This window comes from Streptomyces sp. NPDC090119, from assembly GCF_044747085.1.
Taxonomy (GTDB): Bacteria; Actinomycetota; Actinomycetes; order Streptomycetales; family Streptomycetaceae; genus Streptomyces.
Genome location: NZ_JBIVDK010000008.1, coordinates 96,323 through 121,735, shown reverse-complemented (window position 1 = coordinate 121,735; position 25,413 = coordinate 96,323). Strand labels below are relative to the sequence as shown.

Here is a 25,413-nt window from a genome sequence, read left to right as displayed (position 1 = left end):
CGCCGTCCGACTCAGCCTCCACCGCCTGACCAAGACGGGCATGCCCCTGCCTGACGTCGATCCCGCTGAATGACGGCCCGCTCGCCCCCGCCCCAAGTGCCTGACCGATTCGCCGACGCCTGGGCTGGGCGAGCATCGTCGGCCGGCACCCAAGGCAGCCGCCCTCACGGGCTCACGCCACGTCCATGCCGGGTTTGGACTCGGGACGGCAGGTGGGACACGGCTTGATGCCCGGCTCGACGAGGAGAGCGCGCGTTTAGTCGGCCCGCATCCTGCGCCGTGTACCCGTGATCTGCGGCAGCTCGGCCATGACGGGACCACCGTGCAGAGCGGCCCGCGCCTCGGTGCGGTCCTGCCCGCACCTCGGCGGACAGGGCGAGCAGTTGCCGCCGGAGCGCCCTGCTGGGCCGACGGCCGAGCCGCCGGTGGACGGCGTGCCACTCCCGGATCGCAGCTGTGAGCGAGCAAGATGGTTGGCCCTTCTGACCACGTAGGTGCTCAGATCCAGCCCCTGTCCGTCAGCCGCCGTGGAGGCCCCACTCGTCGAGGCCGCCGTACATGTGGGCTTCGAGGCATTGCGGGGCGTCAAGGCCGATGGCCTCACCCCGGTACACGGCGATGAGGGAGTTCGCACCCCGCCACCAGTTGTCGGTCACTCCTCGCACTTCGGGCACGGGCTCGAAGCCGCCGAGGCCCAGGGCCTCGACCGCCCTGCCTTTGATCCTTGTGACGGTTCTGGCCCAGCGGCGGGCGTGGTCGGCGAGAGCCAGGGATTCCACCCAGCCGTCCGTGTCCGCGTGCAGGGGTGTCCAGTGGGAGGCGTCGATGCCGAAGGCCCCGTCAGGGCCGATCATGAATTTGTAGGCCATGGAGACCCGGCACAGGCCCGCCTCGAAGGACCAGCCCTGCCCGGACATCCGCTCGGGGCAGCCGGCGTCCAGGATGCGGGGACCGCCCTCGTAGAACGGGGCCGGCGGCAGGGCGAGGCCGCCCCAGCGGTCCTGGAAGGCGGTGGCCCGGTCGGCTTCCGCGGCGGGGACCCCGTGCCCGAGCATCGCGTCGCGGTGTCGCCGGACGTCCTGCCGCGGGACGCGGATGCCCGCCACCTCGATGAACCGCCGGGCCCTGGAGCTCAGGCCGGTTGGCCCGACCGGGATGGGCGATATCGGGCTGCCGGCCGTCACCGCTGCGCGTCGTCGCCTGCGTGGAGCACGGCCGCCGCGATCTCCCGCACGCGGTCCAGGGTGATTCCTGTGCGCTGCTCGACGGCGAGTGGGTGGTCAGTGGGCTCAAGCTCGACGAAAAAGCGCTCACCGACCGGGCGGGTGTGGACGTAGGTCTTCAGGTCGAGAGTCGTGGCCGGGTAGACCGGCAGGTCGGTGGTGAGCCAGCCGAAGTACGGCTTCTCGGACTCTCGACTGGGGTTTTCCCACAGGTCCGCGGCCCGGGAGAAATTCTCTCGGCTCAGCGAGACCCACACGCCCCAGGAAAACACCTCGTCGCTGTCGATGACCGGTATCTCGATCAGACCCTTGACGAAGTAGTGCTGCGCGCGGATCACGCACTGGTCCGACGAGAGCAGGCAGTCGTCGGCGTCGGCAAAGGCCGACTCCCACACAGCCGGGGCCTCGGCCGTGCAGTTCATGGGAAGCTCAGGGTGGCGGGTCCCGCAGCACGCGCATGTGAACCCGAGATCACTGGTCATGGGGCCGGAGCCTAGTGACCGGCTGCGCCTCAGTCTCAGGCGGCCCCGCAAGCCCCTTCCAGGGCCAACCATCTCGCTCCGTCACAACAGGGTGCATCCGCATCGAGCTGACCTTCGACCCGCAGAGCAGTGCCATCAGGTACTCAGCCGCGAGTCGGCCGGGGGCGGTGCGTCACACTTCGGTCTTCTGGTCGTCGGTTCCCTCCTCGGCGGTGACGGCCTGGGCCTCGGCGAGGGTGGAGTTCGGGCGGCGGACGACGAGTCGGCTCACCGTGTAGGACATCTCCGTGGTCTCGCGGCGGGGTGGCGGGTGGTAGCGGCCGCCGCAGACGGACAGGTTGACGATGATGTACGCGTGCCAGCCGCGTCCGGTGCCGCGCTGGTCGGCGAAGACGCGTCTGCCGTTTACCCACCAGACGACCGAGCGGGTGCCGAACTCGGTGCGCAGATCGACCCAGGCACCGGGGCTGATCATGTCGTCGCGCCAGTAGCGGTTGCTGCCGCGGACGTGGTTGGTGAACTCCAGCAGGTCGGGGTTGTCCGGGTGGTACTCGAAGACGTCGACCTCCTGGCCGCCGTCCCGCCAGGTCCAGATGGCGGGCCAGGCGCCGATCTCGCGGGGCAGCCGGACGCGGGCCTCCAGCACGTCCCCGGCGCGGAGCTGGAAGCCGTCCGGGCTGCCCTCGGTGGTGAGCAGTCCGGTGTTGAACCGGCCGTCGGGTCTGCGTCGGGCCCGGAAGACGCCCGAGCGGCTGTAGGCGGGGTCGGCCACCAGGTAGTCGAGTTTGTCGTCGCCCGGATTGATCGGGCCGCCGTCGGGATAGGCCCAGGAGCGGCCCGCCACCCACTGCCGTTCGGACGTGAAGTCCGCGGTGAACACCACGTCGGAAGCGGCGGCGGACCGCGGACCGGGGAGGGGACTGCCCGGATTCGGTTCGTGCATGTCCGTCATGTCCGTGTTCTCTCCGTCCAGCGACGCGCCATGCGCCCAGACCCGGACATCAGCACAGAAAGAACCCGAACGAGTGAATACGGGCCGGAGCTTCGGCCAGAGCCTGGCGCGGACGGGTGTGCGCGGCGGCGGTCCAGCGGCGCACGGGGCAGGGCTTTCGTAGGCTTTTCATAGGCTTTACGCAGGCGGGAGACATCAGTGATCGAACTGGCCGCGGCCTTCGCCGTCGCGGGTGCCGCGAGCAACGCCATGGGCACGGCGTTCCAGCGCAAGGCGGCCTCCACCAGCGAACGCAGCGGCCTCAAGCTGCTGGCGGAGCTGGTGCGCCGCCCGGCCTGGGTGCTGGGCATGGCCGGGGTGATCGGCGCTGCGGTGTTCCAGAGCCTGGCGCTGGTCAACGGGCCGCTGGCCCTGGTGCAGCCGCTGTTCATCCTGGAGCTGCCGTTCGCGCTGCTGATCGTCGGCCCACTGCTGCACCGGCATCTGCCTCGCTACGGCTGGTGGGGGGTCGGCGGGGTGGTGGTGGGCCTGGCCGTGCTACTGGCGGCGGCCGCACCGCACGGCGCGGGCGACCAGGCGCCGCTGACCCGCTGGGTCCCGGCACTGGTGCTGGGCGTCGGAACGATCGTCGTGGTCGTGCTGCTGGCCCGGCACGAGCGTCCGGCCACCGGCCGCGCCGCCCTGCTGGCCACGGGATCGGCGATCGCCAACGCCCTGACGGCGGCTCTGCTGAAGTCGGCCACGGGCACGTTCGCCGACGAGGGCTTCGAGGCGTTCCTCACGTCCTGGCAGACGTACGGCTTCGCGCTGGCGGGCGCGGCGGCGGTGCTGCTGCTGGAGAACGCGCTCCAGGCGGGCCCGCTGGCCGCCGCCCAGCCCGCGCTGACCATCGGGGACGCGGTGGTCAGCCTGGCCCTGGGCATCTTCCTGTTCCACGAGCGCATCCGCACCGGCTGGTGGCTCGTCCCCGAGGCGCTGGGCGCGATCCTCATCGTCGGGGGCGTGCTGGTGCTGAGCCGGGCGGTGCAGAACCTCATCGAGCGCCCGCCGCCCGGCTCGGACGACTGAGCCCGCACGCGAACGGGCCGCCGTCCACCGGGTGGACGACGGCCCGCGGGTTCAGGAGGACGCTCAGCGGTCCTGGTTCACCTTCGCCAGCGCCTTGGCGAGCCCGTTGGCCCACAGCTGGTTGACGCGGGAACGCTCGGCGGCGTTCGGGTAGCGGTTGGTGCAGGAGGTGCCGGGGCCGCCGCCGGACATCAGCTCGCTGCACGGGCCGCTGTAGTGGTCGGGGAGGCCGAGCACGTGGCCGGTCTCGTGCGCGGTGACCCGGATCGAGTCGTACTGCTGGTTCTGCGCGTAGTCCAGGAAGACGTAGCCCCGGCCGTGGCCGTCGGTGGAGGCGTACGAGCCGCGCGAGTCGTTGCCCTCGCGGTAGGAGAAGTTGCCGGTGCCGGTGGTCGAGGCGAGCTTGACGTTGGAGACCGAGCTGTTCCAGATGGACGTGGAGCTCGATATCTGCGAGCGGAAGCTCGGCGCCTGGCTGGCGTTGTAGTAGACGGTGACGGCCTTGAGGCTCGGGTTGTCGGCCCGCTGCTCGGCGACCGACTTCACCACGGCGTCGAAGAACGCCTTGCTGTTGGCCGCCTCCTGCGCCGAGCCGGTGTACCCGGCGTGCGGGGCGGCGACGGGGGCGGGCTGGGCGGAGGCGGGAGTGGTGGCGCCGAGCGCGGCGGCGGCCACGCCGAGACCGAGGGCGAGCAGGGATCTGACGGTCTTGGCGGACGTACGGGACGACGTCATGTGGGGTCCTCGTTTCGTACGTGGGGGGCCGTCCGTATGGGGGTGAACGGCCGGTTGCCCATGAGTCTCGGGCAGGTCAACGGCGTCCGGATGATGGCAAGTTGGGATAGCGGGGCGCTATCACCCGGCTGTCACCGGCACCGCGTACGGCCCCCACGCACGACGGACCGCGGACCGTCGCGTGGGGGCGACGATCCGCGGTCCGGTGTTCCTGTCGGGCGCGCTGAGGGGTCAGCGGGCCTGGTTCACCTTGGCCAGGGCCTTGGCGAAGCCGTTGGCCCAGAGCTGGTCGACCTGGGCGCGCTCATTGGCGTCCGGGCTGGAGTTGGTGCAGGACGGGCCGGGGCCGCCGCCGGACATCAGCTCGCTGCACGGACCCTCGTAGTGGTCGGGCAGGCCGAGCACGTGGCCGGTCTCGTGGGTGACGACGCGGACCGAGTCGTACTGCTGGTTCTGGGCGTAGTCCAGGAAGACGAAGCCGCTGCCGTGGCCGTCGGTGGAGGCGTACGAGCCGCGCGAGTCGTCACCCTCGCGGTAGGAGAAGTCGCCGGTGCCGGAGGTGGCCGACAGCTTGACGTTGGAGACGGAGCTGTTCCAGATCGAGGCGGCGCTCGATATCTGGGAGCTGAACGTCGGCGCGGCCGACGGGTTGTAGGTGATGGTGACCGACTTCAGGCCCGGGTTGTCGGCCCGCTTCTCGGCGACCGACTTCATGACCGCGTCGAAGAACGCCTTGTTGTTCGCCGACTCCTGGGCGGAGCCGGTGTATCCGGCGTGGGCGGTGGCGGCGACGGGCTGGGCGGACGCCGGGGCGGCGGCACCGAACGTGGCGGCGGCCACGCCGAGGCCCAGGGCGACGAACATTCTGGTGGTCTTCGCGGGCATGCTGGAGGACGACATGTGGGGTGCTCCTCTTTTCGATGCGTGTGGGGGTCGCCGTCGTTCGAGTGGGGGTGAACGACCGGCTGCCTCCGAGTCTTGGATAGATCAACAGCCCCCGGCTAATGGCAAGTTGCGATAGCACCGGGCTATCACCGGCAACTCGTGCCGGTGCGCGGTGATTTATGCGTCTGGCGTGGGCATGCTCAACCGACCTAGGCTCCCGTCATGGAGCTAGAGGTGAGGCACTTCCGGGTTCTGTGCGCCATCGCCGATGCGGGCAGCCTGCATCAGGCGGCACGTGATCTCGGCCTGGCCCAGCCCTCGTTGAGCACCCAGCTGGGCCGGATCGAACAGGCGCTGGGCGGCCGGCTCTTCACCCGCGGCCACACCGGCTGCCGCCCCACCCCGCTGGGCCGCATGGTGCTGAGCCGGGCCCGGCCGCTGGTCGGGGAACTCGCCGCGCTCGTCACCGAGGCCCGCGCGGCCGCCGCCCGCGCCTCCGCCGGGCCCCGGCTGCGGATCGGCGCCACCGCCAGCCGCGCCCTGCCCGGCTGGCTGCGCCGACTGCGCTCACGCGTGCCCGCGGCCGATCCCTCGCTCCAGATGGACGCGTCCGCGAACGCGCTGCTGCGCCTGGTCGCCGAGGGCGCGCTCGACCTGGCCTTCGTGCACGAGGTGGAGGGCAGCCCGCTGCGGGTCCCGGACGGGCTGCGGCTGCGGGTGCTGGTGGAGCGGGAGCCGCAGTTCGTCTCGCTGGCCGCCGACCATCCGGCTGCGGCCCGCAGCGAGGTGCGGCTCACCGAGCTGGCCGAGGACCGGTGGATGGTCGACTCCACGGTGGACGGCGAGTGGGACGCGATCTGCCGGGTGCTGCGCGAGGCGGGGATCGAGCCGGACCTGCTGCACGGCGACTACCTCACCGCCTATTCGCTGGCCGCCACCGGCGAGGTGGTCACGGTCAGCCAGCCCACCGCGCACCCCCGCTCCGACCTCGCCATCCGCCCGCTGCACGGCGACCCGATCGGGGTCCGGCTGCTGGTCGCGGCGCGCACCGAGACCGACCTCGACCGGGGGTTCCCGGAGCTGGCGGACGCCTACTGGGAGGTGGCCCACCAGGCACCGGCGTACCGGGACTGGCTGGAGCGCGTACCGGACCCGGAGCCGGAACCGGCCCTGTTCTGCGCCATGACCCGGACCGTGCCGGGCCCGGCGCACCGGCCCGGTCAGGTACCGGACCCGAACGTCCGCGTGGTGTAGGCGCATTCGGTGTAGAGATAGCCCGACCGCAGCCGCGCGGTGTCGGAGGCGGGCGCACCCGCGCCGGTGCCGCCGGGCCGGTGCACGAAGTACGTGGTGCCGACGGGCAGCCGGATGGTGCGCGCGGGGTAGTTCCGCCCGCTGTCGGAGCACGGCTTGAAGCCGGGCGTGATGGTCGCGGCCAGGGAGTACGCGGTGCAGCCACCGCACGCCTTCAGCGTGAAGCTGCCGGTGACCGGGCCGGTGTAGAGGACGGTGATGTCGTGGGGGCTGTCGTTCTTCACGGTGACGGAGATGCTCCCGCCGGAGGCGGTGGTTGGCAGGCTCTTCCCGGCGGCCGGAAGGGTCTGGGCGACCTCGGCGCCGATGGCGATCTTCTTCGCCCGCTCCCGCTTGCCACCGCCCTTGGTGTCGGAGACATAGCTCCGCATGCTCTCGCGCGCCCCGGCGAAGTCACCGCCCTTGAACTGGTCCACCCCGCACTCGTAGGCGCCCGCGTCCCCGTCGCGGGCGGCGCGGGCGGCGGCCGCGGTGAGGCCGGTGGAGGCGTCACCGGCCGCGGCGGCGAGGTCGGTGAACCGGGTGCCGAGGGCGCGCAGCCGGTCCACGGCGGTGCAGGGCGCGGTCCCGCTCACGCCCTGCTGGGCGGTGCGGACGGCCGTGTCGGCGGCGGGCACCACCTTGGCGGCGGCCGCTGAGCCGGGGAAGGTGCCGAGCAGCTCGCGGAAGTGGCCGGTCCACGCGTCCCCGCCGTCGGTGAGGTCGGCCGCGCCGCACTCGTAGAGCGAGGTGGCGAGCCGGTCGTCGGGCCAGTGGGTGAGCGTGCCGAGCCGGTCGGCGGGCATGGTGCGGGGCACCGTGCGCAGGAACTGGAGGGGCTCGACGGCCAGGCAGTACTCCCCCCGGCCGTACGCGGCGCCGATGGTGGAGTAGTAGGCGCGCATCCGGGCGGGGACGCGGTCGGCGGCGCGTGAGCCGGGGTGGTCGACCGCGAGGTCGCGGTAGACGGCGAGGGCCGAGCGGTAGTCGGAGCGGGAGGCGGCGAAGGTTCCGCGTGCGGCCGCCGCCACCAGGTCGTCGGCCTTCTCCAGCCGGTCGAGCAGCGCCTGCTGCTCGGCCTCCGCGCGGGCGCCGTCGTACCAGAGCGCGCCGCCCACCGGTACGGCGAGCAGCACCAGGCCGAGCAGCAGGGCGAGCGGGGCGCGGGCCAGCGGGGTACGCAGGCCCACGACGGCGCCATGGGCGGCGGCGAGCAGCAGGACGACGCCGTAGCCGACGAGTACGCCGGTGGGTATGCCGTCGGCGTCGGCGGGCAGCGCCAGGAAGAGGAGGACGGCGGTGGCCACCAGGCACAAGGCCAGCGGGCCCCATTTGCGGAGCAGGGCGTAGCCGAGGCCGAGTCCGCTCAGGTTGAGCAGGGCCACGGCGGCCGCGCGCAGTGGGTTCGGCGGCGCGGGTGGCGGGCCGGGCGGCATCGGCGGAACGGTGAAGTGCTGGTCCGGGCCGTACGGCGCTTCCGGCATGTCGGCTCCCCCTGTCAACCGCCCCGCGCTCCCGGCAAGTCTACGGCCCGTGTCGGGGTCACGACAGAGGGTGTGCGCGCCGGACGACGCGCGGGCGCGGGCGCCCGGTTCACGTGAGACTGGGGGTCGGACGACCGATCGGCGGGCCGGGAGGCGATGGGCGGTGAACGCCGTCAACCCTACGGACAGCGCGTCGCTGCTGGCCGCCTTCGGTGCCCTGGGCGTGCTGGCGGTGACGTTCGCCGAGTCCGGGCTGCTGGTCGTCGGCTTCTTCCTGCCGGGGGACACGCTGCTGTTCCCGGCCGGGGTGCTCAGCGCGGTCCAGCACGCCGGTCAGCCGCCCCGGCTGGTGCTGTGGCAGGTGATGCTGTGTGCCGCCGTGGGCTCGGTGGCGGGCGCCCAGGTCGGTTTCCTCATCGGGCGGCACGGCGGCCGGGCGCTGCTCACCCGCACCTCCAGCCACCGGGTCAAGGAGGGCGTGGCGCGGGCGGAACGGCTGCTGGCCCGGTACGGGTACCGCAAGGCGCTGGTGATCGGCCGGTTCGTGCCGATGCTGCGCTCCGTGCTGCATCCGGCCGCGGGGGCGCTCGGGGTGCCGACGCGGACCTTCACCGTCTGGCAGACGGTCGGCGGGGTGCTGTGGTCGCAGAGCCTGGTGCTGGCGGGCTGGGCGCTGGGCTCGTCGGTCGAGCACGTGGACGACTATCTGCTGCCGCTGATCGCGCTCGTCGTGGCGATCTCCCTGGTGCCGCTGCTGGTGGAGGTGCTCCGCTCCCGGCGTGGCCGCGGCGAGCACGGCGACACCGGCGACTGAGCCCGCTCCTCCCGCTCCCCCGCACGTCACCCGCCCGGCTCAACCGCGCTGCGCCTAAGGGGCGAGGCCGCGTGAGCGGTGTGACGGTGGGTGGGAGACATGGCCCCATGCACCGGCGGCGAGGAGGCGGCATGGCTGACACGGGAGGCGGGAGCGGCGCTGCGTGCGTCGCCACGCCCGGCCGGGACATCCCCGAGGGGTTGTCCAACGATCCGTTCACTCAGGTGGGCGCGGTCGCGGACGCCGTGCTGTACGAGGGCTATCTGCTGTACCCCTACCGCCGTTCCTCGGCCAAGAACCGCGTCCGCTGGCAGTTCGGGGTGCTGTTGCCCCGTACCTGGGTGGAGGCGGACGGACCGGTCGCCGAGGGCATCTCCGGTTCGGCGGACTCCTGGTACCAGCGCACCGAGTGCCTGGTGCGGGCGGCCACGGACGCGGTGCCGCGGGTGCGGGTGCGGTATCTGCAGCTCCAGCGCAAGCAGGTGGAGGCTCGGGGCGAGGACGGACGGCACCGGCCGGTGGCGTCGCTGCGTACGGACGACGGCACGGCACACCTGAGCTTCGACGAGGCGGTCCCGTACGAGGTGGACCTCGCCTGGCCGTTGGCGGAGTTGCTGCGCGGCCCGTGCACCGCCGAGGTCGGCGCGCCGCCCGCCGTCGAGACCGAGAACCTGGGTGCCGGGCGCGTCGTGCGCCGCCGCGAGCGGGTACGGGCGCACACCACGGTCGCGGCCGAGGAGCTGGCGGCCGGCCTGTACCGGCTGAGTGTGCGCACCGAGAACGCGGGCGAGGCGCCGGACATCCGCGCCCCCCGCGCGCGGGCGCTGCGGCAGGCGCTGCTGGCCGCGCACACCCTGCTCGGCGGTGACGGGTTGGAGTTCGTGTCGCAGACCGACCCGCCCGCCGCGCTGCGGGAGCGGGCGCGCGGCTGCCGCAGCGCCTTCACCTTCCCGGTGCTCGGCGGACCGGCCGGGAAGGGCGGGGAAGCCGGAAAGGACGGGGACGGCGTCACCGGTCCCGTACTGCTCTCGGCGCCGATCATCCTGCCGGACCATCCCCAGGTGGCGCCGGAGAGTCCCGGCGATCTGCACGACGCGGCGGAGATCGACGAGATCCTGACGCTGCGCACGATGCTGCTGACCGACGAGGAGAAGGCCGAGGCCCGGGCCACCGACCCGCGCGCCGCGCGCATCCTCGACCGGGTCGACACGATGCCGCCCGAGGTCTTCTCCAAGCTGCACGGAGCGATCCGCTCGCTGACCCCCGTCGCGCAGACCCCCGAGGCGACCCCCGTGGCACGGACCCCCGAGGCGCGGCCCGCCTGGTGGCAGGAGGGCGGTGACGCCGGACTGTCCCCGACGACGGACACCGTGGCGGTGGACGGCGTCCCGCTCGGCACCGGCAGCAAGGTGCGGCTGAACCCGCGGCTGCGCGGGGCGGACGCCCAGGACATGTTCCTGGTCGGGCGGACGGCCGAGGTGGCCGGGGTCTTCCACGACGTGGACGGCAGCGTGCACCTGGCGGTGACCGTGGACGACGATCCGGCGGCCGAACTGCACGGCTGGTACGGCCGTTTCCACTACTTCCGGCCCGAGGAACTCCAGCCTCTCGGCGACGGCGCCGAGCCCCGACCCTGAGCCCAGCCGGACCCGAGCCCCGGACGCCCCTGACGGCGACACCCCCTCCCCCAGCGGCCGACCGACCGCAGCGAAGGCAGGCGACATGACGACCGAGAGCCACACCACCGCGGCACGTGAGCGCATCGAACGATCCGAGGAACACGAGGGGATAGACGAGATCACCATCCTCTGGATCTCGGAGGGGATGAGCTGCGACGGCGACACCGTCTCCCTGACGGCGGCCATGCAGCCCTCCATCGAGGACGTGGTCCTCGGCCTGATCCCCGGCCTCCCCAAGGTCAACCTGGTCAACAAGGTGCTCTCGCCGAGCCTGGGCGGCGAGGACTTCCTCACCCCCTACCGGCAGGCGGCGCGGGGCGAGCTGGAGACCCCGTTCATCCTCGTCATCGAGGGCTCGGTGCCCAACCAGGACATCATCGAGGGCGACGGCTTCTGGACGTCGTTCGGCAACGACCCGGCGACCGGGCAGCCGCAGACCATCAACTGGTGGATCGACCAGCTCGCCCCGAAGGCGTGGGCGACGGTCGCGGCCGGTACCTGCGCGACCTACGGCGGCATCCACGGCATGGCGGGCAACCCGACCGGTTCCATGGGCCTCGGGGACTACCTGGGCTGGGACTACAAGTCGACGGCCGGACTGCCCATCGTCAACGTGCCCGGCTGCCCGATCCAGCCGGAGAACTTCATGGAGACCCTGATCTGGGTGCTCCAGCACGCCGCCGGTTCGGCGCCGCCGCCCCCGCTGGACCACATGCTGCGGCCGCAGTGGCTGTTCGGCAAGACCGTCCACGAGGGCTGCGACCGGGGCTCGTACTACGAGCAGGGCGACTTCGGGCTCGACTACAACTCCCCCAAGTGCCTGGTGAAGACCGGCTGCTGGGGACCGGTGGTCAACTGCAACGTGCCCAAGCGCGGGTGGATGGCCGGGATCGGCGGCTGCCCGAACGTCGGCGGCATCTGCATCGGGTGCACCATGCCCGGCTTCCCGGACGCGTTCATGCCGTTCATGGACGAGCCGCCCGGCGGCACCCTGTCCTCCCTGGTCATCAAGCCGTACGGCGCCATCGTGCGCCGACTGCGCGGCGTGACCAACGAGATGGTCAACCACGAGCCCAAGTGGCGGCACAAGAAGCGCAAGCTCACCAGCGGTTACGACCCGTACTGGCGTCCCTGACGCCCGGTCGGCCGCGGCAGGCCCGACACCCACCCGCACACCCCGACAGCGAGGGCAGTACCGCAGATGACAACCACCGAATCACGGCCCACGGGACGCAAACCCGCCCAGATCGTGGACATGTCCTGGGACCCGGTCACCCGGATCATCGGCAACCTGGGCATCTACACGAAGATCGACTTCGCCAACCGGGAGGTGACGGAGTGCCACAGCACCTCGTCGCTGTTCCGCGGCTACTCGGTCTTCATGAAGGGCAAGGACCCGCGCGACGCGGGCTTCATCACCTCGCGCATCTGCGGTATCTGCGGGGACAACCACACCACGTGCTCCAACTACGCCCAGCAGATGGCGTACGGCATCAAGCCCCCGCCGATGGCCGAGCACATCACCAACCTCGGCGAGGCCGCCGAGTACATGTTCGACCACACGATCTACCAGGACAACCTGCTGTTCGTGGACTATTGCGAGGCGATGGTCAAGGCCACCAACCCCGGTGTCCTGGCCCGCGCCGAGCGCACCGAGGCACCGCGCGGCCACATCCACGGCTACCGGACCATCGCCGACATCATGCGCTCGTACAACCCCTTCGAGGGGGAGGTGTACAAGGAGGCGCTGAAGATCAGCCGGGTCACCCGTGAGATGTTCTGTCTCATGGAGGGCCGCCACGTGCACCCCTCGACGCTCTATCCGGGCGGCGTCGGCACCATGCCGCAGCCCGCCATCTTCACCGACTACCTCAGCCGTCTGATGCACATCATCGACTTCGTCAAGAAGTCGGTGGCGATGGCGGACGACATCTTCGACTTCTTCTACGAGGCCCTGCCGGGCTACGAGGAGGTCGGCCGGCGCCGCATCCTGCTGGGCTGCTGGGGCGCGTGGCAGAACCCGGCGGTCGCCGACTATCGCTACGACACGATGAACGAGTGGGGCAAGGCGATGTACGTCACCCCCGGCGTCGTCGTCGACGGCAAGCTCGTCACCAACAACCTGATCGACATCAACCTCAACCTGCGCATCATGCTGGGCAGTTCGTACTACGACGACTGGGTCAACGAGCAGCCCTTCGTCACGCACGACCCGCTGGGCAACCCGGTGGACATGCGCCACCCGTGGAACCAGACGACCGTCCCGGTGCCGCAGAAGCGCGAGTTCGACGGCAACTACAGCTGGGTGATGAGCCCGCGCTGGTACCACCAGGAGACGGACAAGCACCTCGCGCTGGACACCGGCGGCGGCCCGCTGGCGCGCCTGTGGTCGACCGCGCTGAGCGGCCTGGTCGACACCCGGTACGTCAGCTCGGGCGACGGCAAGGTGCGCATCCAGCTCCCCAAGGGCGAGTCCCTGCCGGAGACCACACTGGAGTGGCACATCCCGCAGTGGAGCAACACCATCGAACGCGGCCGCGCCCGGCCCTACTTCGTGGCGTACGCGGCCGCGATGGCGCTGCAGTTCCTGGAGGAGTCCATGGAGCTGCTGCGGGCGGGCGAGACCAAGGTGTTCCAGGACTTCGAGGTCCCGGACGAGGCGATCGGCTGCGGCTTCCACGAGGCCGTGCGCGGGGTCCTCTCGCACCACCTGGTGATCAAGGACAAGAAGATCGCCAACTACCACCCGTACCCGCCGACCCCGTGGAACGCGAGCCCCCGCGACATCTACGGCACCCCCGGCCCGTACGAGGACGCCGTCCAGGGCCAGCCCATCTTCGAGGAGAACGGGCCGGACGACTTCAAGGGCGTCGACATCATGCGTACCGTGCGCAGCTTCGACCCCTGTCTGCCGTGCGGTGTCCACATGTACATGGGCAAGGGCAAGACGCTGGACGTCGTGCACTCCCCCACCTTCGGCGTGAACCATGGCTGACGGCGCCCGGTTCGCCGACCCGGCGGTCGAGGCGCGGCTCGCCCGGCTGGACGAGCTGCTGGAGCGGCTGGAGTCGGCGGGCGACTCGGCCGAGGCGCTGGAGTCGGTGGGCCTGCTGACCGACGTGTACGGGGAGGCGCTGGCCCGGATGCTCGACGGCGCGGACGCCGCCCTGCTGGACCGGGTGGCGGGCGACGAGCTGCTGGCGCATCTGCTGGTGCTGCACTCCCTGCACCCCGAGCCGCCCGAGCGGCGTGCCGAGCGCGCGGTGGAGCGGCTGCGTCCGGCCGTGCGTGAGCGCGGCGGGGACCTCCAGTGGCTCGGCGTCGAGGGCGAGGTGGCCCGGGTGCGGGTCGACTCCGGCGGCGGTGGCTGCGGGTCCGGGTGCGGCGGGGGCGGCGCGGATGTCGCCGAGGTGGTGCGGGCGACCGTACTGGCCGCCGCTCCGGAGCTGCGGTCGGTGGAGGCGGTCACGGCCGAGCGGGCGAAGCCGCCCGCGTTCGTGCCGCTCGCCACGCTGACCACACGCCGGGCGGAGCGCCCGCAGGAGGCGCGGTGAGCGGGGCGCTGGCCCGGCTGATCCGCTCCGGCCCGGCCCTGGCCGGGGCCGGGCGGGCCGAGGTGTGCGAGCTGTGCGCCGCCCCGGTGGCCGAGGAGCACCGGCATCTCTTCGAGACGGCGGCCGACGAGGTCCGCTGTGTCTGCGGGCCCTGCTCGGTGCTGTTCGCCGAGCAGGGGGCGGGCGGAGGCCGGTACCGGCTGGTGCCCCGGCGCCGGGTGCGGCTCGCGCCGGTCGACACGGCCGCGCTGGGCGTGCCGGTGGGTCTGGTGTTCTTCGTGCCGCGCGCCGACGGCGCGGTGACCGCGCAGGGGCCGAGCCCGGCCGGGGCCATGCGGTGGGAGGTGGACTCCGGCGCCTGGCACGGGCTGGCCGCCGTGTGTCCGCCGCTCGCCTCCGTGGTACCCGACGTGGAGGCGCTCCTGATCAACACGGTGCGCGGCCAGGAAGAGCACTGGATCGTACCGATCGACGACTGCTTCCGGATGGTCGCCCTGGTCCGCGCGGAGTGGCAGGGGCTGTCCGGCGGCGGCCGGGTGTGGCCGGCCGTCGAACGGTTCTTCGCGGAGCTCACCGAGCGTTCGTGAAGTCCAGAGAGGAGACGATCATGGGCAAGATCAGAGTGGGCCGTCCCCAGGTGAAGCCGGACACGCCGACGCACGTGCCGGGCCTCCACGAGGGAAACCAGGGCCCCTACCAGGAGCAGACCGGCCATCACGAGGACGGCACCGCCGACGCGAGCCGCTCCACCGGTATCCGCAGCAAGCGGCACGACGCCATCCTCGACGTCATGCCGAACATTCCGCCGGGATGAGCCGGGAGGAGAGGCAGGAAGTGAGCGCCATGAAGATCGAGAAGGCCGCGAAGGCCGCGCGCGCCGTCGAAGAGGCGGAGCGGACCCTGTGGACGGGGCGGCGGGTGCTCGTCGCCCAGGCCGCCGTGCTCGCCGGGCTGACGCTGCTGCTGCTCGTGAAGGAGGTCCCCGGCATGATCCGGGAGATCAAGATCTACCGGATGACCGGGGGCCTGCGCACGGCCCGCCGGCACCCGTGAGACACCGGTGCACGAGCTGTCGATCGCGACCGCGATCCTGGAGCAGGCCGGGGAGATCGCCCGCGCGGACGGCGCCGGGGACGTCTCCTCGGTGACCGTCCGGGTCGGCGAGCTGGCGGGTGTGGTGCCGGACGCGCTGCAGTTCGCCTTCGAGGTGGCCCGGGACGGCACCCCGCTCGCCTCGGCCCGGCTGGTGGTGGAGCAGGTGACGGCGGTGGCCTGGTGCGGCGGGTGCGCGGCGGAGTTCGCGGTGGGCATGCCCCCGTTCTTCTGGTGCCCGGCGTGCGACCAGCCGTCGCAGGATCTGCGCGGCGGACGGGAGTTGGAGATCATCGCCGTGGAGGCGGTGCCCTGACCCCGTACGCGCGAACCGGCCCCGCCCTTCCGAGGGGGGGCCGGTTCGCGCGTGTCCGGGTCAGCAGATGCGGGGCAGCTGCTCCCCGAGCGGCAGGTCGAGCACCCGGGTGCCGCCGAGTCCCGTGGCGACGGTGACCATGCCGGGGTGTTCGGCCACGCATTCCCCGATCAGCGCGGCTCCGGCGCCCTGCGGGTGGGCGCGCATCGCGGCGAGCACGGCGTCGGCGTGCTCGCGGGGTACGAAGGCGACGAGCCTGCCCTCGTTGGCGACGTAGAGCGGGTCCAGGCCGAGGAAGCCGCACGCGTTGGCGACCTCGTCCGGTACCGGCACGGCGCGCTCGGTGATCCGGACGCCGGTGCCGGAGGCGCGGGCGATCTCGTTCAGGGAGGCGCCGAGGCCGCCCCTGGTGGGGTCGCGCAGCACATGTACGTCCTTGGTGACGGCGAGCATGGCCGCGACCAGCCCGGCCAGCGGGGCGGTGTCGGACGTGATCTCGACGCCGAACTCCAGCCCCTCCCGCACGCTCATCACCGCGACGCCGTGCAGCCCGATCGGTCCGCTGACGATGACCGCGTCGCCGGGCCGGGCCCGCTGGGGCCGGATGTCGACGCCGTCGGGCACGAGGCCGACGCCCGCGGTGGTGACGTAGACGCCGTCGCCGTGGCCGGACTCGACGACCTTGGTGTCGCCGGTGACGACGGTGACGTCCGCGGCACGGGCGGCGGCGCCGAGCGCGCGGGCGATACGGTCGACGACGGCCAGTTCGACGCCCTCCTCCAGCACGAACGCCGTGGACAGGTAGGCGGGTCGGGCGCCGCTCATCGCCAGGTCGTTGACCGTGCCGTTGACGGCGAGGTCGCCGAGGCAGCCGCCGGGGAAGAACAGCGGGCGCACCACGTAGGAGTCGGTGGAGAACGCCAGCCGGGCGCCGCCGAGTTCGAGCACGGCGGAGTCGGCGAGCCCGGCGAGGGTGGGGTTGCCGTAGGCGGGGGCGAAGACCTGGTCGATGAGTTCGGCGGAGAGGGCGCCGCCTCCGCCGTGGCCCATGACGACCACGCCCTGGTCGCGCAGGGGGGCGGGGCAGGTCCAATTGGCGGGGTCGGTCGCGGGGCCCTCGGTGAGGGTCTCGGTGAGGGTCTCGGTGAGGGTCTCGGTGAGGTCAGCCAACGGGGTTCATCTCCTCTCGCGGGATGCGTGATCCGCGCGGCGTGGGTCCGCCTTCCATGCGGCGGTACAGGTAGTAGGCGGCGCAGGCGCCCTCGCTGGAGACCATGGTGGCGCCGAGCGGGGTGCGCGGGGTGCAGGCGGTGCCGAACGCCTCGCACTCGGTGGGCTTGATGAGGCCCTGGAGCACCTCCCCGGCCCGGCAGACGGCGGGTTCCTCGGTGCGGATGCCGGTGACGTCGAAGCGGTGCTCGGCGTCGTAGGCGCGGTAGGCCTCGGCGAGGCGCCAGCCGCTGGCCGGGATGGGGCCGATGCCGCGCCAGTTGCGGTCGGTGACCTCGAAGACGTCCTGGAGCATGCGCAGCGCGGCCGGGTTGCCCTCCTCGCGCACGGCACGCGGGTAGGCGTTCTCCACCCGGTGCTCGCCGCGCTCCAGCTGGTGCACGGCGCGGCGGATGCCCTCCAGGATGTCCAGCGGTTCGAACCCGGTGACCACCATCGGCACCCGGAACCGCTCGGCCAGCTCCGGGTACTCGGCGGTGCCCATCACGCTGCACACGTGCCCGGCGGCGAGGAAGCCCTGCACCCGGCACTCGGGGGCGGTCATGATGGCCTCGATCGCCGGAGGGACCCGAACGTGGGAGACCAGCAGGCTGAAGTTGTCCAGGCCGAGGCGGCGGGCCTGGTGGACGGCCATGGCGTTGGCGGGTGCGGTGGTCTCGAAGCCGATGGCGAAGAACACCACCTGCTTGTCGGGGTTCTTGCGCGCCAGTTCGAGCGCGTCGAGCGGGGAGTACACCACGCGTACGTCGCCGCCCTCGCCCTTGACCCGGAACAGGTCGCGGTCGGTGCCGGGCACGCGGAGCATGTCGCCGAAGGAGCAGAAGATCACCCCGGGGCGGGCGGCGACCGCGAGGGCCTTGTCGATGACGTCGAGCGGGGTGACGCACACCGGACAGCCGGGCCCATGAATCAACTCGACCTCATCGGGGAGGAGTTGGTCGATGCCATGGCGGATGATGGAGTGGGTCTGGCCGCCGCACACTTCCATCAGGGCCCAGGGCCGAGTGACGGTGGCCCGGATCTCGTCCAGCAGGCGGCGCGCCAGCGCGGGGTCGTTGAACTCGTCGATGTACTTCACTGGTTCTCGACTCCGCTTCCCTGCCGCTCGGCCTGCTCCCAGGCGTCGCCGAACTCCTCTTCCAGCAGACCGAGTTGCTCGAACAGTTCCAGCGAGGCGCGGGCCGACTCCTCGTCGAGCTTCTGCAGGGCGAAGCCGACGTGCACGATGACGTACTCCCCCACCCGCACATCGGGCAGGTACTCCAGGCACGCCTGTTTCTGCACTCCGCCGAAGTCGACGAGCCCGGTGAGCGGGTCGGCGCCTTCGTCGATGGCGACGACCTTGCCGGGCACTGCAAGACACATGGGTCACTCCGTCTCGTCTGGGGTGGGCTGATGGCCGGGTCGGCGGATCAGCGGGCTCGGTCCGGCCGGGGCACGTGGGCCGCGACCATGAGCTGGCCGAGCGCCAGCCCGCCGTCGTTGGGGGGTACCTGGCCGTGCCGCAGGACGGTGAAGCCGTCGGCCGTGAGCCGGGCGGTGCTGTCCTCCTCCAGCAGGGCGTTGGCGAAGACCCCGCCGGTGAGGGCGACGGTGGTCAGACCGGTTTCCGCGCGGGCCCGTCGGCACAGCTCGGCCACCGCTCCCGCGACGCCCCGGTGGAAGCGGGCGGCGAGCACGGGCGCGGGTACGCCCCTGCGGCGGTCGGCGAGGAGGGCGCGCAGCATCGGCGCGGGGTCGGCCCGCGGTCCGTGTGCGATGCCGAAGGCGTACTCCCCGCCGTCCGCGTCCCGCGCCGCGAGTGCCAGGGCTTCCAGGGCGAGCGCGGCCTCCGCCTCGTGGCCCGCGCGGTGGCAGGCGCCGGTGAGGGAGGAGACGGCGTCGAAGAGGCGCCCCATGCTGCTGGTCGGCACGCAGGCGACCTGCCGGTCCAACTGGGCGCGCAGCGCGGCGAGTTCCCTCTCCGTGCAGGCGACGACGCTCGGCAGGTCGGGTGCCCAGTCGAGTCCGGCCGCCCAGAGCCGGGCCAGCGCCTGTCGGCAGGGGTTGGCGACGCCCGCGTCGCCGCCGGGCAGCGGGGCGGGGACGAGGTGGGCGAAGCGCCGGTACCCGGTGTAGTCGGCGAGCAGGATCTCGCCGCCCCACACGGTGCCGTCGTCGCCGTACCCGGTGCCGTCAAAGGCGACGCCGATGACGGGGGTGGTGCCGTCGAGGCCGTGTTCGGCCATGGCGGAGGCGATGTGGGCGTGGTGGTGCTGGACCGTCACCGGTTCCGGCAGGGCGGCTTCGGTGGCGCGGCGGCGGGCGTGGGCGGTCGAGTGGTAGCCGGGGTGCCGGTCGGCGGCGATCAGGCGCGGGGTGACGCCGGTGAGGGCGGCGAGGTGGGCCTCGGCGCGGCGGGCGGCGTCCAGGGTGGCGAGGTCGCCCATGTCACCGATGTGCGGCCCGAACCACGCCTGGTCGTCCTCGGCGAGGCAGAGTGCGTTCTTCAGGTCGCCGCCGACCGCGAGCGCGGGCCGGACCGATACCGGGAGGGTCAGCGGGCGGGGCACGTATCCGCGGGAGCGGCGCAGGAGTTGGGCGGTGCCGTCGGGGCGTACCCGGAGCAGGGAGTCGTCGCAGGGGGCGGCGATGGCCCGGTCGTGGGTGAGCCAGGCGTCGGCCAGTCCGGCGAGCCGGACCAGTGCCTCGGCGTCGTCGGTGACGATGGGCTCGCCGGAGCGGTTGCCGCTGGTCATGACGAGCGCGCGGGGTCCGGGGGGATCGCCGGGCAGGCCGAACAGCAGGGTGTGCACGGGGGTGTAGGGCAGCATGACGCCGATGTGCGGGCTGCCGGGCGCGATCTCGTCGGCGAGGCGGGGGCCGTCGGGCGTGGTGCGGGCGCGCAGCAGGACGATGGGGCGTCCGGGGCCGGTGAGGGCGGCGCGTGCGGCTTCGGTGAGGTGGGCGACGCGTCCGGCGGTGGCGAGGTCGGCGCACATCACCGCGAACGCCTTGCCGCCGCGTTCCTTGCGGGCGCGCAGGGTGGTGACGGCGCGCGTGTCGGTGGCGTCGCAGGCGAGGTGGTAGCCGCCGAGGCCCTTGACGGCCACGATCCGGCCCTGGGCGAGCAGGGCCCGCGCGGCGGTGAGCGCGTCGGCGTCGCGCGCCGGGCGGGCTCCGGTGCCCTCGGCGGCCACGAGGCTCAGGCGGGGGCCGCAGTCGGGGCAGGCGACGGGCTGGGCGTGGAAGCGCCGGTCGAGCGGGTCGCCGTACTCGCGGGCGCAGGAGGGGCACATCGGGAAGCGGGCCATGGTGGTGGCCGCGCGGTCGTAGGGCATCGCGGTGGCGATGGTGAAGCGGGGGCCGCAGTGGGTGCAGGTGACGAAGGGGTGCCGGTGGCGGCGGTCGGCCGGGTCCGCGAGTTCGCGCAGGCAGTCGGCGCAGGTGGCGGTGTCGGGCGGCAGCTGGGTGCGGCCGGTGGTGTGTGCGGTGGCCTGGATGGTGAACGCGTCGTCGGTTCCGGTGGCGGGGAGGTCCTCGTGACCGATGCCGGTGACGGCGGCGAGCGGGGGCGGCCGTTCGGCCAACCGCGCGCAGAACAGCTCTACTTCGGCCATGGGTCCCTCGACCTCGATGAGTACGCCGTCGGCGGTGTTGCCGACGAACCCGGTGAGGGCGTGCTCCGCGGCGAGCCGGTGCACATGGGGCCGGAAGCCGACCCCCTGCACCGTGCCCCGCACGGTGAGGCGGCGGCGCACCCGGCCCGTCGCGGGGGCGGTCATGCGCGGGGGGCGGCGGCGGGGTGGTGCGTGGGGTGGCCTTCGGAGCCGTGGGAGTGGCCGTCGTGGTCGTGGGAGTGGCCGCCGTGACCGTGGTCGTGGGAGTGCGGGCCGGGGGCCAGTGGCGGGCGGTGGGCGGGCGGTGCGTGCCGGACGGCGAGGGCGCGCTCCAGCAGGGCGTCGACGCCGTCGCCGCTGCGGGCGCAGGTCCGTACGGTCTCGACGCCGGGGTTGACCCGCTGGACGTTGGCCCGGAAGGCGGCCTCGTCGAAGCGGGCGGCCTCGGCGAGGTCGGTCTTGGTGATGGCGACCAGGTGGGCGGAGCCGAACGCGGTGGGGTACTTCAGGGGCTTGTCCTCGCCCTCGGTGACGGCCATCAGGGAGATGCGCAGGGTCTCGCCGAGGTCGTAGGAGGCGGGGCAGACGAGGTTGCCGACGTTCTCCACGAACAGCACCTCGGTGTCGGCGGGGAGCCAGCCGTCCAGGCGGTCGCGGACCTGGCCGGCCTCCAGGTGGCACAGGCCGTCGGTGAGGAGCTGCTGGACGGGGGCGCCGGAGCGGGCGAGGCGCTGCGCGTCGTTCTCGGTGGCCAGGTCGGCGGTGAGCGCGGCCACCGGGACGCCGCGCTGCACGGCGCGGGCGAGGACGCGGCCGAGGAGTTCGGTCTTGCCGCTGCCGGGGCTGGACAGCAGGTTGACGACCGTGACGCCCCGTTCGGCGAGGTCCGCACGGAGGCGGGCGGCGAGATCGTCGTTCTTGGCCAGGACGGCCTGCTTGACGTCGGACCGGCACATGGGCACAGCTCCTCGGGAAGATCGGGCGCCTAGGCCCTGGGCCGTGCCGGGCACGACCCAGGGATCTCACCGATCTTCGGCTGCCAGGTCCCCGGCTCCGGGCAGCGCAGCCGCGTGCGGGGGCCGGGATTCCATCGGGCGGCCCAACGGGGGCGGGGGTGCGGCCGGGTCGGCCAGCAGGACGGGGATCAGGGTGTGCAGCACGTCGACCGCCCGTTCGACGGCCGCGCGTACCGGTTCGCTGAGGCCGGGGGCGATGTCCTCGTCCGGGTTCGGCAGCACGGCGGGCTCGCAGGCCAGGACGAGGACGCGGGGCAGCGGTTCGTCGCCGAGGTGGGTGGCGAGGGCGAGCACCTTCTCCGGGTCCATGCCGTGCGCCTCGGGCACGACGGTGCCGTCCGGCGGGTCGGCCTCGACCAGGGAGAGGGTGCCGGGCTGCTGCCCGCGCGGGGCGGCGTCGACGAGGACGGCGGTGGCGCAGCCGCCGAGCAGGGCGTAGGCGAGGTCCATGCCCCGGATGCCGAAGTCCCGCACGTGGGCGCCGGGCGGGAGGGGGCGCCGGTCGAGGGCGCGGATCACCTCGGGGCCGAACGCGTCGTCGCCGAGGAAGATGTTGCCGACGCCTGCCACCAGCAGGGGTTCGGGGGTGCCGGTGGTCATCTTCCGTCTCCGGGGTGCAGGGGGCGGGTGGTGCCCGAGGGGATCTTGCGGACGAAGGCCGAGCGCAGGGCGTGGTAGGGCGCGGTGGGGTCGGAGAAGATGGCGTGCATCCGGGCCAGTTCGTCGCGCCGGTGGTCGGCGAGGGGGCGTACGGCCTCGTCCGCTTCGCGGGCGGCGGCCTTGGCGGCGATCCGGTCGGCGAGGCCGGGGGCGGTGGCGAGTGCGGTGGCCATGGCCTCGACGGTGCCCGCGAAGTCGGCCGGTGCGGCGGGGACGAGCCGGTCGACCAGGCCGAGCCGTACCCCTCGGGCGGCGCTGACCGGCAGGGCCTCGGTGGTGAGGCGGCGCGCGGTCTCGGGGCCGGTGCGGCGGGGCAGGGAGTACGTCCAGAACTCGGAGCCGTACAGGCCCATGCGCCGGTAGTGCGGGTTGACGACGGCGCCGGTGCGGCACCACACCTCGTCGGCGGCGAGGGCGAGCATGGCGCCTCCGGCGGCGGCGTTGCCCGCGAGCGCGGCGATCACCAGCCGGTCGGTGGTGCGCAGGACGGCCTCCACCAGGTCGTCCATGGCGTCGAGGTTGCGCCAGGACTCCTCGCCGGGGTCGGGGGCGCCCTCGATGACATTGAGGTGGATGCCGTTGGAGAAGAAGTCGCGGGCACCGCCGAGGACGAGGACGGAGGTGGGGCGGGCGAGGGCGTACTGGTAGGCGGCGAGGAGTCTGCGGCACTGGTCGGTGCTCATCGCGCCGCCGGGGAAGGAGAAGGTGACGAAGCCGGTGGTGCCCTGCTCCCGGTAGCGGATGTCGGCGTAGGTGCGGCGGTCCGCGGGGAGGTCGAGCGGGGCCGGGATCTCGGGCAGCGCGGGGGCGTGCGGGGCGCTCCAGGAGGCGAGGACGGTGGCGGCGGGGCGGCGGAAGGGCGCGGGGTCGCCGGAGTTCTTGCGGGGGCGCAGCTCCGGAATCCACACGGCGCCGTCGCGGGTGGCGCGGCACACGGCTCCGGCGCGGGTGGCGAGGAGGTCGCCGGGGCGGCCGCGGAGCTGGTCCTCGGGGTGGCCGCCGTGCAGGAAGACCTCGCGGCCGTGGAGTTCGTCGAGGACGCCGGGCTGGGAGTCGGCGCCGCGCAGCCCGCGCAGCACGGTCTCGGTGTCGTCGTGCTCCCAGTCGATGCGGCGCCGGTCCTGGCGGTAGAAGTCGCGCCAGGTCACGGAGGGCCAGTCGGCGGTCTGGGGGCGGGGTTTGTGGTCGCCGTCGGCGTACCGGCGCACCGCGCGGTGCAGGGCGGCCATGGCGGCGTCGGCGGCCTCGTTGCGGTACAGGTCGCTCTTGCCGACGGACGGCACGGGGAAGGGTTCATCGGCCCAGACCGGGCCCGCGTCCATGCCCGCCTCCGCCTGGAGGACGGTGACGCCCCACTCGGTGACGTCCCCGGCGACGGCCCAGTCCAGCGAGGAGGGGCCCCGGTCGCCGGGCGGGCCGGGGTGCACGATCAGGCAGGTGTGCGCCCGCCAGATGTCCTCGGGGAGCGCCGTCTTCAGCAGGGGCGCGACGATCAGTTCGGGGCGCAGTTCGCGCACGGCGGCGCGGACGGGGTCGGGACCGTGCGTGGCGAGTACGACGTCCACCCGGTGGCCCGCGTCCGAGAGTTCGGCGTAGGCACGTTGGGAGAGGCTGTTGAACGCGCTGGCGACCAGCAAAATGTCCATGAGACCGTATATTCGTCCATGTTCCGGGCGTCATGTAGGACCATCGGAACGTTTCCTCACCCCTACTCGGCCGCTTCCGCGCATACCCATGCATTCCGGGCTTTTCGAGCCAAGCAGACGTTCGGTCACCGGTCTGGGGTTCGGATGCGGGGATCGTCCGACCGGGTGACGATGGGGGTACGTCGGCCCGTTCTCCTCCGTCGGGGAGGTCCCATGACCGCTTCCGCCACCGGGCGTTTCGACCCGGCGCGTGTGGCCCAGCTGTCCGGGCGGTTCGCGCCCGTCACCGAGGAGGTGGACGAGGTCTCCCTCGTCGTCGAGGGGGAGCTGCCGGACGACCTGGACGGCGTCTACCTGCGCAACGGCCCCAATCCGCGTTTCACCCCGATCGGCTCGTTCCTGTATCCGATCGACGGCGACGGAATGCTGCACGGCGTGTGGATCGAGGGCGGCCGGGCCCGCTACCGCAACCGCTTCGTGCGCACCCCCGCCGTGGTCGCCGAGGAGCGGGCGGGCCGGGCGCTGTGGGGCGGCCTGGAGTCGATGATCACCCCGGACGAGCAGGAGGTCGGCCCCGAGCTGGCCCACACCTTCCGGGACCTGCCCGACATCAACGTGGTCCGGCACGCGGGCCGTGTGCTGGCGCTGGCCGAGTCGGGCTGCCCGTTCCGGATGACCCCGGAGCTGGAGACGGCGGGCCGGGAGACCTTCGGCGGCGCCCTGCCCGCCGGGATCACCGCGCACCCGAAGGTCGATCCGGTCACCGGCGAGATGGCGGTGTTCTGCTACGCGCTGGAGCCGCCGTACCTGACCTGGTCGCTGATCGCCCCGGACGGGACGGTGACGCGGGGTCCGGTGCCCGTGGACGGCGTCGACGAGCCGATGATGATCCACGACCTGGCGCTCACCGGCCACTACCTGGTGCTGGTCCTCGCCCCCGTCTTCTTCGACCTGCCCGCGGCGATGAGCGGCGGCTCGCTGATCGACTGGCGTCCCGAGGCGGGCACCCGCGTCCTGCTGATCCCGCGCGACGGCTCCCCGGTCCGCGAGCTGGCGGACGACGCCTTCTGGCTCTGGCACACCGTCAACGCCCACGACGAGGCCGACGGCACGGTGGTGCTGGAGTACGTGCAGTGGTCGCGGCTGTCCCTCGGCGGCGACTCCGGCGACGGGCCGAACCGCAGCACGCTGGTCCGGGCGGTGCTGGACCCGGCGACCGGCCGGATGCGGCGCACCACGCTGGACGACGCCCGCGTCGAGTTCCCGCGCGTCGACGACCGCAAGATCGGCGGCCGACACGGCCGGGTGGCGGTGGCCTGGGACAGCGCGCGCTCCCCCGGTCTGCTGCCGGGCGAGTTCGACTCGCTGCGCTGGTACGACACCGGCGCGTCCGGTGCCCCGTCCCGCAGCTGGTACGGCGGTGAGCTGTCGGTGGGCGAGCCCTCCTTCGCGCCCTCGCCCGGCCACACCGGCGAGGACCGCGGGTACTGGCTGGCCTTCGCCACCGACCGCACGGACGACGGCGCCCGCCTCCTGGTGTTCCCCGCCGAGGAGCCGGAGAGCGGACCCGTGGCCCGCGTGCGCATCCCGGTGCGGGTCCCGCTCGGGCTGCACGGGAACTGGCTGCCGACCGAGGAGTAGCCGGGGAGAGGCCGGGGAGTAGCCCACGCGGCCCAGTGGGCGTC

At 73.0% G+C, this 25,413-nt stretch carries 25 protein-coding genes; 12 read left to right on the top strand and 13 right to left on the bottom strand.

Going from position 1 to position 25,413, the window contains the following annotated elements:
• Positions 1 to 518 precede the first annotated feature (518 nt).
• The 3 genes from ACIPPM_RS29635 to ACIPPM_RS29625 form a co-directional block, all read right to left on the bottom strand.
• A complete protein-coding gene (locus ACIPPM_RS29635; protein ID WP_401453311.1) occupies positions 519 to 1,184 on the bottom strand; it encodes a hypothetical protein in 666 nt (221 codons plus the stop codon).
• Entirely contained in the window at positions 1,181 to 1,645 is a 465-nt protein-coding gene (locus ACIPPM_RS29630) for a DUF2199 domain-containing protein (protein ID WP_401453471.1), read from the bottom strand. Before ACIPPM_RS29630 ends, ACIPPM_RS29635 begins: the two co-directional genes overlap by 4 nt.
• A gap of 232 nt (positions 1,646 to 1,877) precedes the next feature.
• Positions 1,878 to 2,648 (bottom strand): beta-glucanase, encoded by a 771-nt coding sequence (locus tag ACIPPM_RS29625; protein WP_401453469.1) that lies wholly within the window; start codon positions 2,646 to 2,648, stop codon positions 1,878 to 1,880.
• 207 nt (positions 2,649 to 2,855) lie between these two features.
• On the opposite strand from ACIPPM_RS29625, the gene ACIPPM_RS29620 reads away from it, so the two are divergent.
• On the top strand, positions 2,856 to 3,725 hold the full coding sequence (locus ACIPPM_RS29620) for a DMT family transporter (RefSeq protein WP_401453309.1): 870 nt from the start codon (positions 2,856 to 2,858) through the stop codon (positions 3,723 to 3,725).
• A 63-nt stretch (positions 3,726 to 3,788) separates the two neighbouring features.
• On the opposite strand, the gene snpA (ACIPPM_RS29615) is transcribed toward ACIPPM_RS29620, so the two are convergent.
• Positions 3,789 to 4,460: a snapalysin gene (snpA, locus tag ACIPPM_RS29615; protein ID WP_401453307.1), complete on the bottom strand. Its 672-nt coding sequence runs from the start codon at positions 4,458 to 4,460 to the stop codon at positions 3,789 to 3,791.
• Positions 4,461 to 4,691: 231 nt separating this feature from the next.
• Positions 4,692 to 5,360, bottom strand: coding sequence for a snapalysin (gene snpA / locus ACIPPM_RS29610; RefSeq protein WP_401453305.1), 669 nt, complete (start codon positions 5,358 to 5,360; stop codon positions 4,692 to 4,694).
• A gap of 207 nt (positions 5,361 to 5,567) precedes the next feature.
• Between snpA (ACIPPM_RS29610) and ACIPPM_RS29605 the strand changes: the two genes are divergently transcribed.
• Positions 5,568 to 6,599, top strand: a complete 1,032-nt coding sequence (locus ACIPPM_RS29605) for a LysR substrate-binding domain-containing protein (protein ID WP_401453303.1) — start codon at positions 5,568 to 5,570, stop codon at positions 6,597 to 6,599.
• Here the strand turns inward: ACIPPM_RS29605 and ACIPPM_RS29600 are convergent.
• Positions 6,566 to 8,122: a hypothetical protein gene (locus ACIPPM_RS29600; protein ID WP_401453301.1), complete on the bottom strand. Its 1,557-nt coding sequence runs from the start codon at positions 8,120 to 8,122 to the stop codon at positions 6,566 to 6,568. The genes ACIPPM_RS29605 and ACIPPM_RS29600 overlap by 34 nt on opposite strands.
• 163 nt (positions 8,123 to 8,285) lie before the next feature.
• Between ACIPPM_RS29600 and ACIPPM_RS29595 the strand changes: the two genes are divergently transcribed.
• The 9 genes from ACIPPM_RS29595 to hypA all read left to right on the top strand — a co-directional run bounded on the left by ACIPPM_RS29595 (position 8,286) and on the right by hypA (position 15,577).
• Positions 8,286 to 8,936: a DedA family protein gene (locus ACIPPM_RS29595; protein ID WP_401453299.1), complete on the top strand. Its 651-nt coding sequence runs from the start codon at positions 8,286 to 8,288 to the stop codon at positions 8,934 to 8,936.
• Positions 8,937 to 9,067: 131 nt separating this feature from the next.
• Positions 9,068 to 10,573, top strand: a complete 1,506-nt coding sequence (locus tag ACIPPM_RS29590; protein WP_401453297.1) for a hypothetical protein — start codon at positions 9,068 to 9,070, stop codon at positions 10,571 to 10,573.
• 85 nt (positions 10,574 to 10,658) lie between these two features.
• The gene (locus ACIPPM_RS29585) at positions 10,659 to 11,750 is read left to right on the top strand and encodes a hydrogenase expression protein HypE (protein ID WP_401453295.1); all 1,092 of its coding nucleotides are present in this window, start codon (positions 10,659 to 10,661) and stop codon (positions 11,748 to 11,750) included.
• A 66-nt stretch (positions 11,751 to 11,816) separates the two neighbouring features.
• Positions 11,817 to 13,610: a nickel-dependent hydrogenase large subunit gene (locus ACIPPM_RS29580; protein WP_401453293.1), complete on the top strand. Its 1,794-nt coding sequence runs from the start codon at positions 11,817 to 11,819 to the stop codon at positions 13,608 to 13,610.
• Positions 13,603 to 14,169: a NifU family protein gene (locus ACIPPM_RS29575; RefSeq protein WP_401453291.1), complete on the top strand. Its 567-nt coding sequence runs from the start codon at positions 13,603 to 13,605 to the stop codon at positions 14,167 to 14,169. The genes ACIPPM_RS29580 and ACIPPM_RS29575 overlap by 8 nt, the downstream gene beginning before the upstream one ends.
• Positions 14,166 to 14,756: a DUF5947 family protein gene (locus ACIPPM_RS29570; RefSeq protein ID WP_401453289.1), complete on the top strand. Its 591-nt coding sequence runs from the start codon at positions 14,166 to 14,168 to the stop codon at positions 14,754 to 14,756. The genes ACIPPM_RS29575 and ACIPPM_RS29570 overlap by 4 nt, the downstream gene beginning before the upstream one ends.
• Positions 14,757 to 14,776: 20 nt before the next feature.
• Positions 14,777 to 14,983 carry a hypothetical protein gene (locus ACIPPM_RS29565; protein WP_401453287.1) on the top strand — a complete coding sequence of 69 codons (207 nt, stop codon included), beginning with the start codon at positions 14,777 to 14,779 and terminating at the stop codon, positions 14,981 to 14,983.
• A 29-nt stretch (positions 14,984 to 15,012) separates the two neighbouring features.
• Complete coding sequence (locus ACIPPM_RS29560) at positions 15,013 to 15,222, top strand: hypothetical protein (RefSeq protein ID WP_401453467.1); 210 nt, start codon at positions 15,013 to 15,015, stop codon at positions 15,220 to 15,222.
• Between the two features lie 7 nt (positions 15,223 to 15,229).
• The gene (gene hypA / locus ACIPPM_RS29555; RefSeq protein ID WP_401453285.1) at positions 15,230 to 15,577 is read left to right on the top strand and encodes a hydrogenase maturation nickel metallochaperone HypA; all 348 of its coding nucleotides are present in this window, start codon (positions 15,230 to 15,232) and stop codon (positions 15,575 to 15,577) included.
• Positions 15,578 to 15,637: 60 nt separating this feature from the next.
• Here the strand turns inward: hypA and hypE are convergent, their stop codons facing one another.
• The 7 genes from hypE to ACIPPM_RS29520 form a co-directional block, all read right to left on the bottom strand.
• Positions 15,638 to 16,627: a hydrogenase expression/formation protein HypE gene (gene hypE, locus ACIPPM_RS29550; RefSeq protein WP_401453465.1), complete on the bottom strand. Its 990-nt coding sequence runs from the start codon at positions 16,625 to 16,627 to the stop codon at positions 15,638 to 15,640.
• A gap of 112 nt (positions 16,628 to 16,739) precedes the next feature.
• Complete coding sequence (gene hypD / locus ACIPPM_RS29545; RefSeq protein WP_401453283.1) at positions 16,740 to 17,885, bottom strand: hydrogenase formation protein HypD; 1,146 nt, start codon at positions 17,883 to 17,885, stop codon at positions 16,740 to 16,742.
• Positions 17,882 to 18,172, bottom strand: a complete 291-nt coding sequence (locus ACIPPM_RS29540; protein ID WP_393597707.1) for a HypC/HybG/HupF family hydrogenase formation chaperone — start codon at positions 18,170 to 18,172, stop codon at positions 17,882 to 17,884. Before ACIPPM_RS29540 ends, hypD begins: the two co-directional genes overlap by 4 nt.
• A 47-nt stretch (positions 18,173 to 18,219) precedes the next feature.
• The gene (hypF, locus tag ACIPPM_RS29535; RefSeq protein ID WP_401453281.1) at positions 18,220 to 20,571 is read right to left on the bottom strand and encodes a carbamoyltransferase HypF; all 2,352 of its coding nucleotides are present in this window, start codon (positions 20,569 to 20,571) and stop codon (positions 18,220 to 18,222) included.
• The gene (gene hypB, locus ACIPPM_RS29530; RefSeq protein ID WP_401453279.1) at positions 20,568 to 21,362 is read right to left on the bottom strand and encodes a hydrogenase nickel incorporation protein HypB; all 795 of its coding nucleotides are present in this window, start codon (positions 21,360 to 21,362) and stop codon (positions 20,568 to 20,570) included. Before hypB ends, hypF begins: the two co-directional genes overlap by 4 nt.
• A gap of 66 nt (positions 21,363 to 21,428) precedes the next feature.
• Entirely contained in the window at positions 21,429 to 22,022 is a 594-nt protein-coding gene (locus tag ACIPPM_RS29525; protein WP_401453277.1) for a hydrogenase maturation protease, read from the bottom strand.
• Positions 22,019 to 23,728 (bottom strand): enoyl-CoA hydratase-related protein, encoded by a 1,710-nt coding sequence (locus ACIPPM_RS29520; RefSeq protein ID WP_401453275.1) that lies wholly within the window; start codon positions 23,726 to 23,728, stop codon positions 22,019 to 22,021. The genes ACIPPM_RS29525 and ACIPPM_RS29520 overlap by 4 nt, the downstream gene beginning before the upstream one ends.
• 213 nt (positions 23,729 to 23,941) lie before the next feature.
• On the opposite strand from ACIPPM_RS29520, the gene ACIPPM_RS29515 reads away from it, so the two are divergent.
• A complete protein-coding gene (locus tag ACIPPM_RS29515; protein WP_401453273.1) occupies positions 23,942 to 25,369 on the top strand; it encodes a carotenoid oxygenase family protein in 1,428 nt (475 codons plus the stop codon).
• The last annotated feature ends 44 nt before the right edge of the window (positions 25,370 to 25,413 follow it).

Coding starts and splice junctions, on each gene's coding strand:
- ACIPPM_RS29630 (WP_401453471.1), bottom strand. CDS start 1,645: ATGAACTGCACGGCCGAGGCCCCGGCTGTGTGGGAGTCGGCCTTTGCC.
- ACIPPM_RS29625 (WP_401453469.1), bottom strand. CDS start 2,648: ATGCACGAACCGAATCCGGGCAGTCCCCTCCCCGGTCCGCGGTCCGCC.
- snpA (WP_401453307.1), bottom strand. CDS start 4,460: ATGACGTCGTCCCGTACGTCCGCCAAGACCGTCAGATCCCTGCTCGCC.
- snpA (WP_401453305.1), bottom strand. CDS start 5,360: ATGTCGTCCTCCAGCATGCCCGCGAAGACCACCAGAATGTTCGTCGCC.
- ACIPPM_RS29605 (WP_401453303.1), top strand. CDS start 5,568: ATGGAGCTAGAGGTGAGGCACTTCCGGGTTCTGTGCGCCATCGCCGAT.
- ACIPPM_RS29600 (WP_401453301.1), bottom strand. CDS start 8,122: ATGCCGGAAGCGCCGTACGGCCCGGACCAGCACTTCACCGTTCCGCCG.
- ACIPPM_RS29590 (WP_401453297.1), top strand. CDS start 9,068: ATGGCTGACACGGGAGGCGGGAGCGGCGCTGCGTGCGTCGCCACGCCC.
- ACIPPM_RS29585 (WP_401453295.1), top strand. CDS start 10,659: ATGACGACCGAGAGCCACACCACCGCGGCACGTGAGCGCATCGAACGA.
- ACIPPM_RS29580 (WP_401453293.1), top strand. CDS start 11,817: ATGACAACCACCGAATCACGGCCCACGGGACGCAAACCCGCCCAGATC.
- ACIPPM_RS29575 (WP_401453291.1), top strand. CDS start 13,603: ATGGCTGACGGCGCCCGGTTCGCCGACCCGGCGGTCGAGGCGCGGCTC.
- ACIPPM_RS29565 (WP_401453287.1), top strand. CDS start 14,777: ATGGGCAAGATCAGAGTGGGCCGTCCCCAGGTGAAGCCGGACACGCCG.
- ACIPPM_RS29560 (WP_401453467.1), top strand. CDS start 15,013: ATGAAGATCGAGAAGGCCGCGAAGGCCGCGCGCGCCGTCGAAGAGGCG.
- hypE (WP_401453465.1), bottom strand. CDS start 16,627: ATGGGCCACGGCGGAGGCGGCGCCCTCTCCGCCGAACTCATCGACCAG.
- ACIPPM_RS29540 (WP_393597707.1), bottom strand. CDS start 18,172: ATGTGTCTTGCAGTGCCCGGCAAGGTCGTCGCCATCGACGAAGGCGCC.
- hypF (WP_401453281.1), bottom strand. CDS start 20,571: ATGACCGCCCCCGCGACGGGCCGGGTGCGCCGCCGCCTCACCGTGCGG.
- hypB (WP_401453279.1), bottom strand. CDS start 21,362: ATGTGCCGGTCCGACGTCAAGCAGGCCGTCCTGGCCAAGAACGACGAT.
- ACIPPM_RS29525 (WP_401453277.1), bottom strand. CDS start 22,022: ATGACCACCGGCACCCCCGAACCCCTGCTGGTGGCAGGCGTCGGCAAC.
- ACIPPM_RS29520 (WP_401453275.1), bottom strand. CDS start 23,728: ATGGACATTTTGCTGGTCGCCAGCGCGTTCAACAGCCTCTCCCAACGT.
- ACIPPM_RS29515 (WP_401453273.1), top strand. CDS start 23,942: ATGACCGCTTCCGCCACCGGGCGTTTCGACCCGGCGCGTGTGGCCCAG.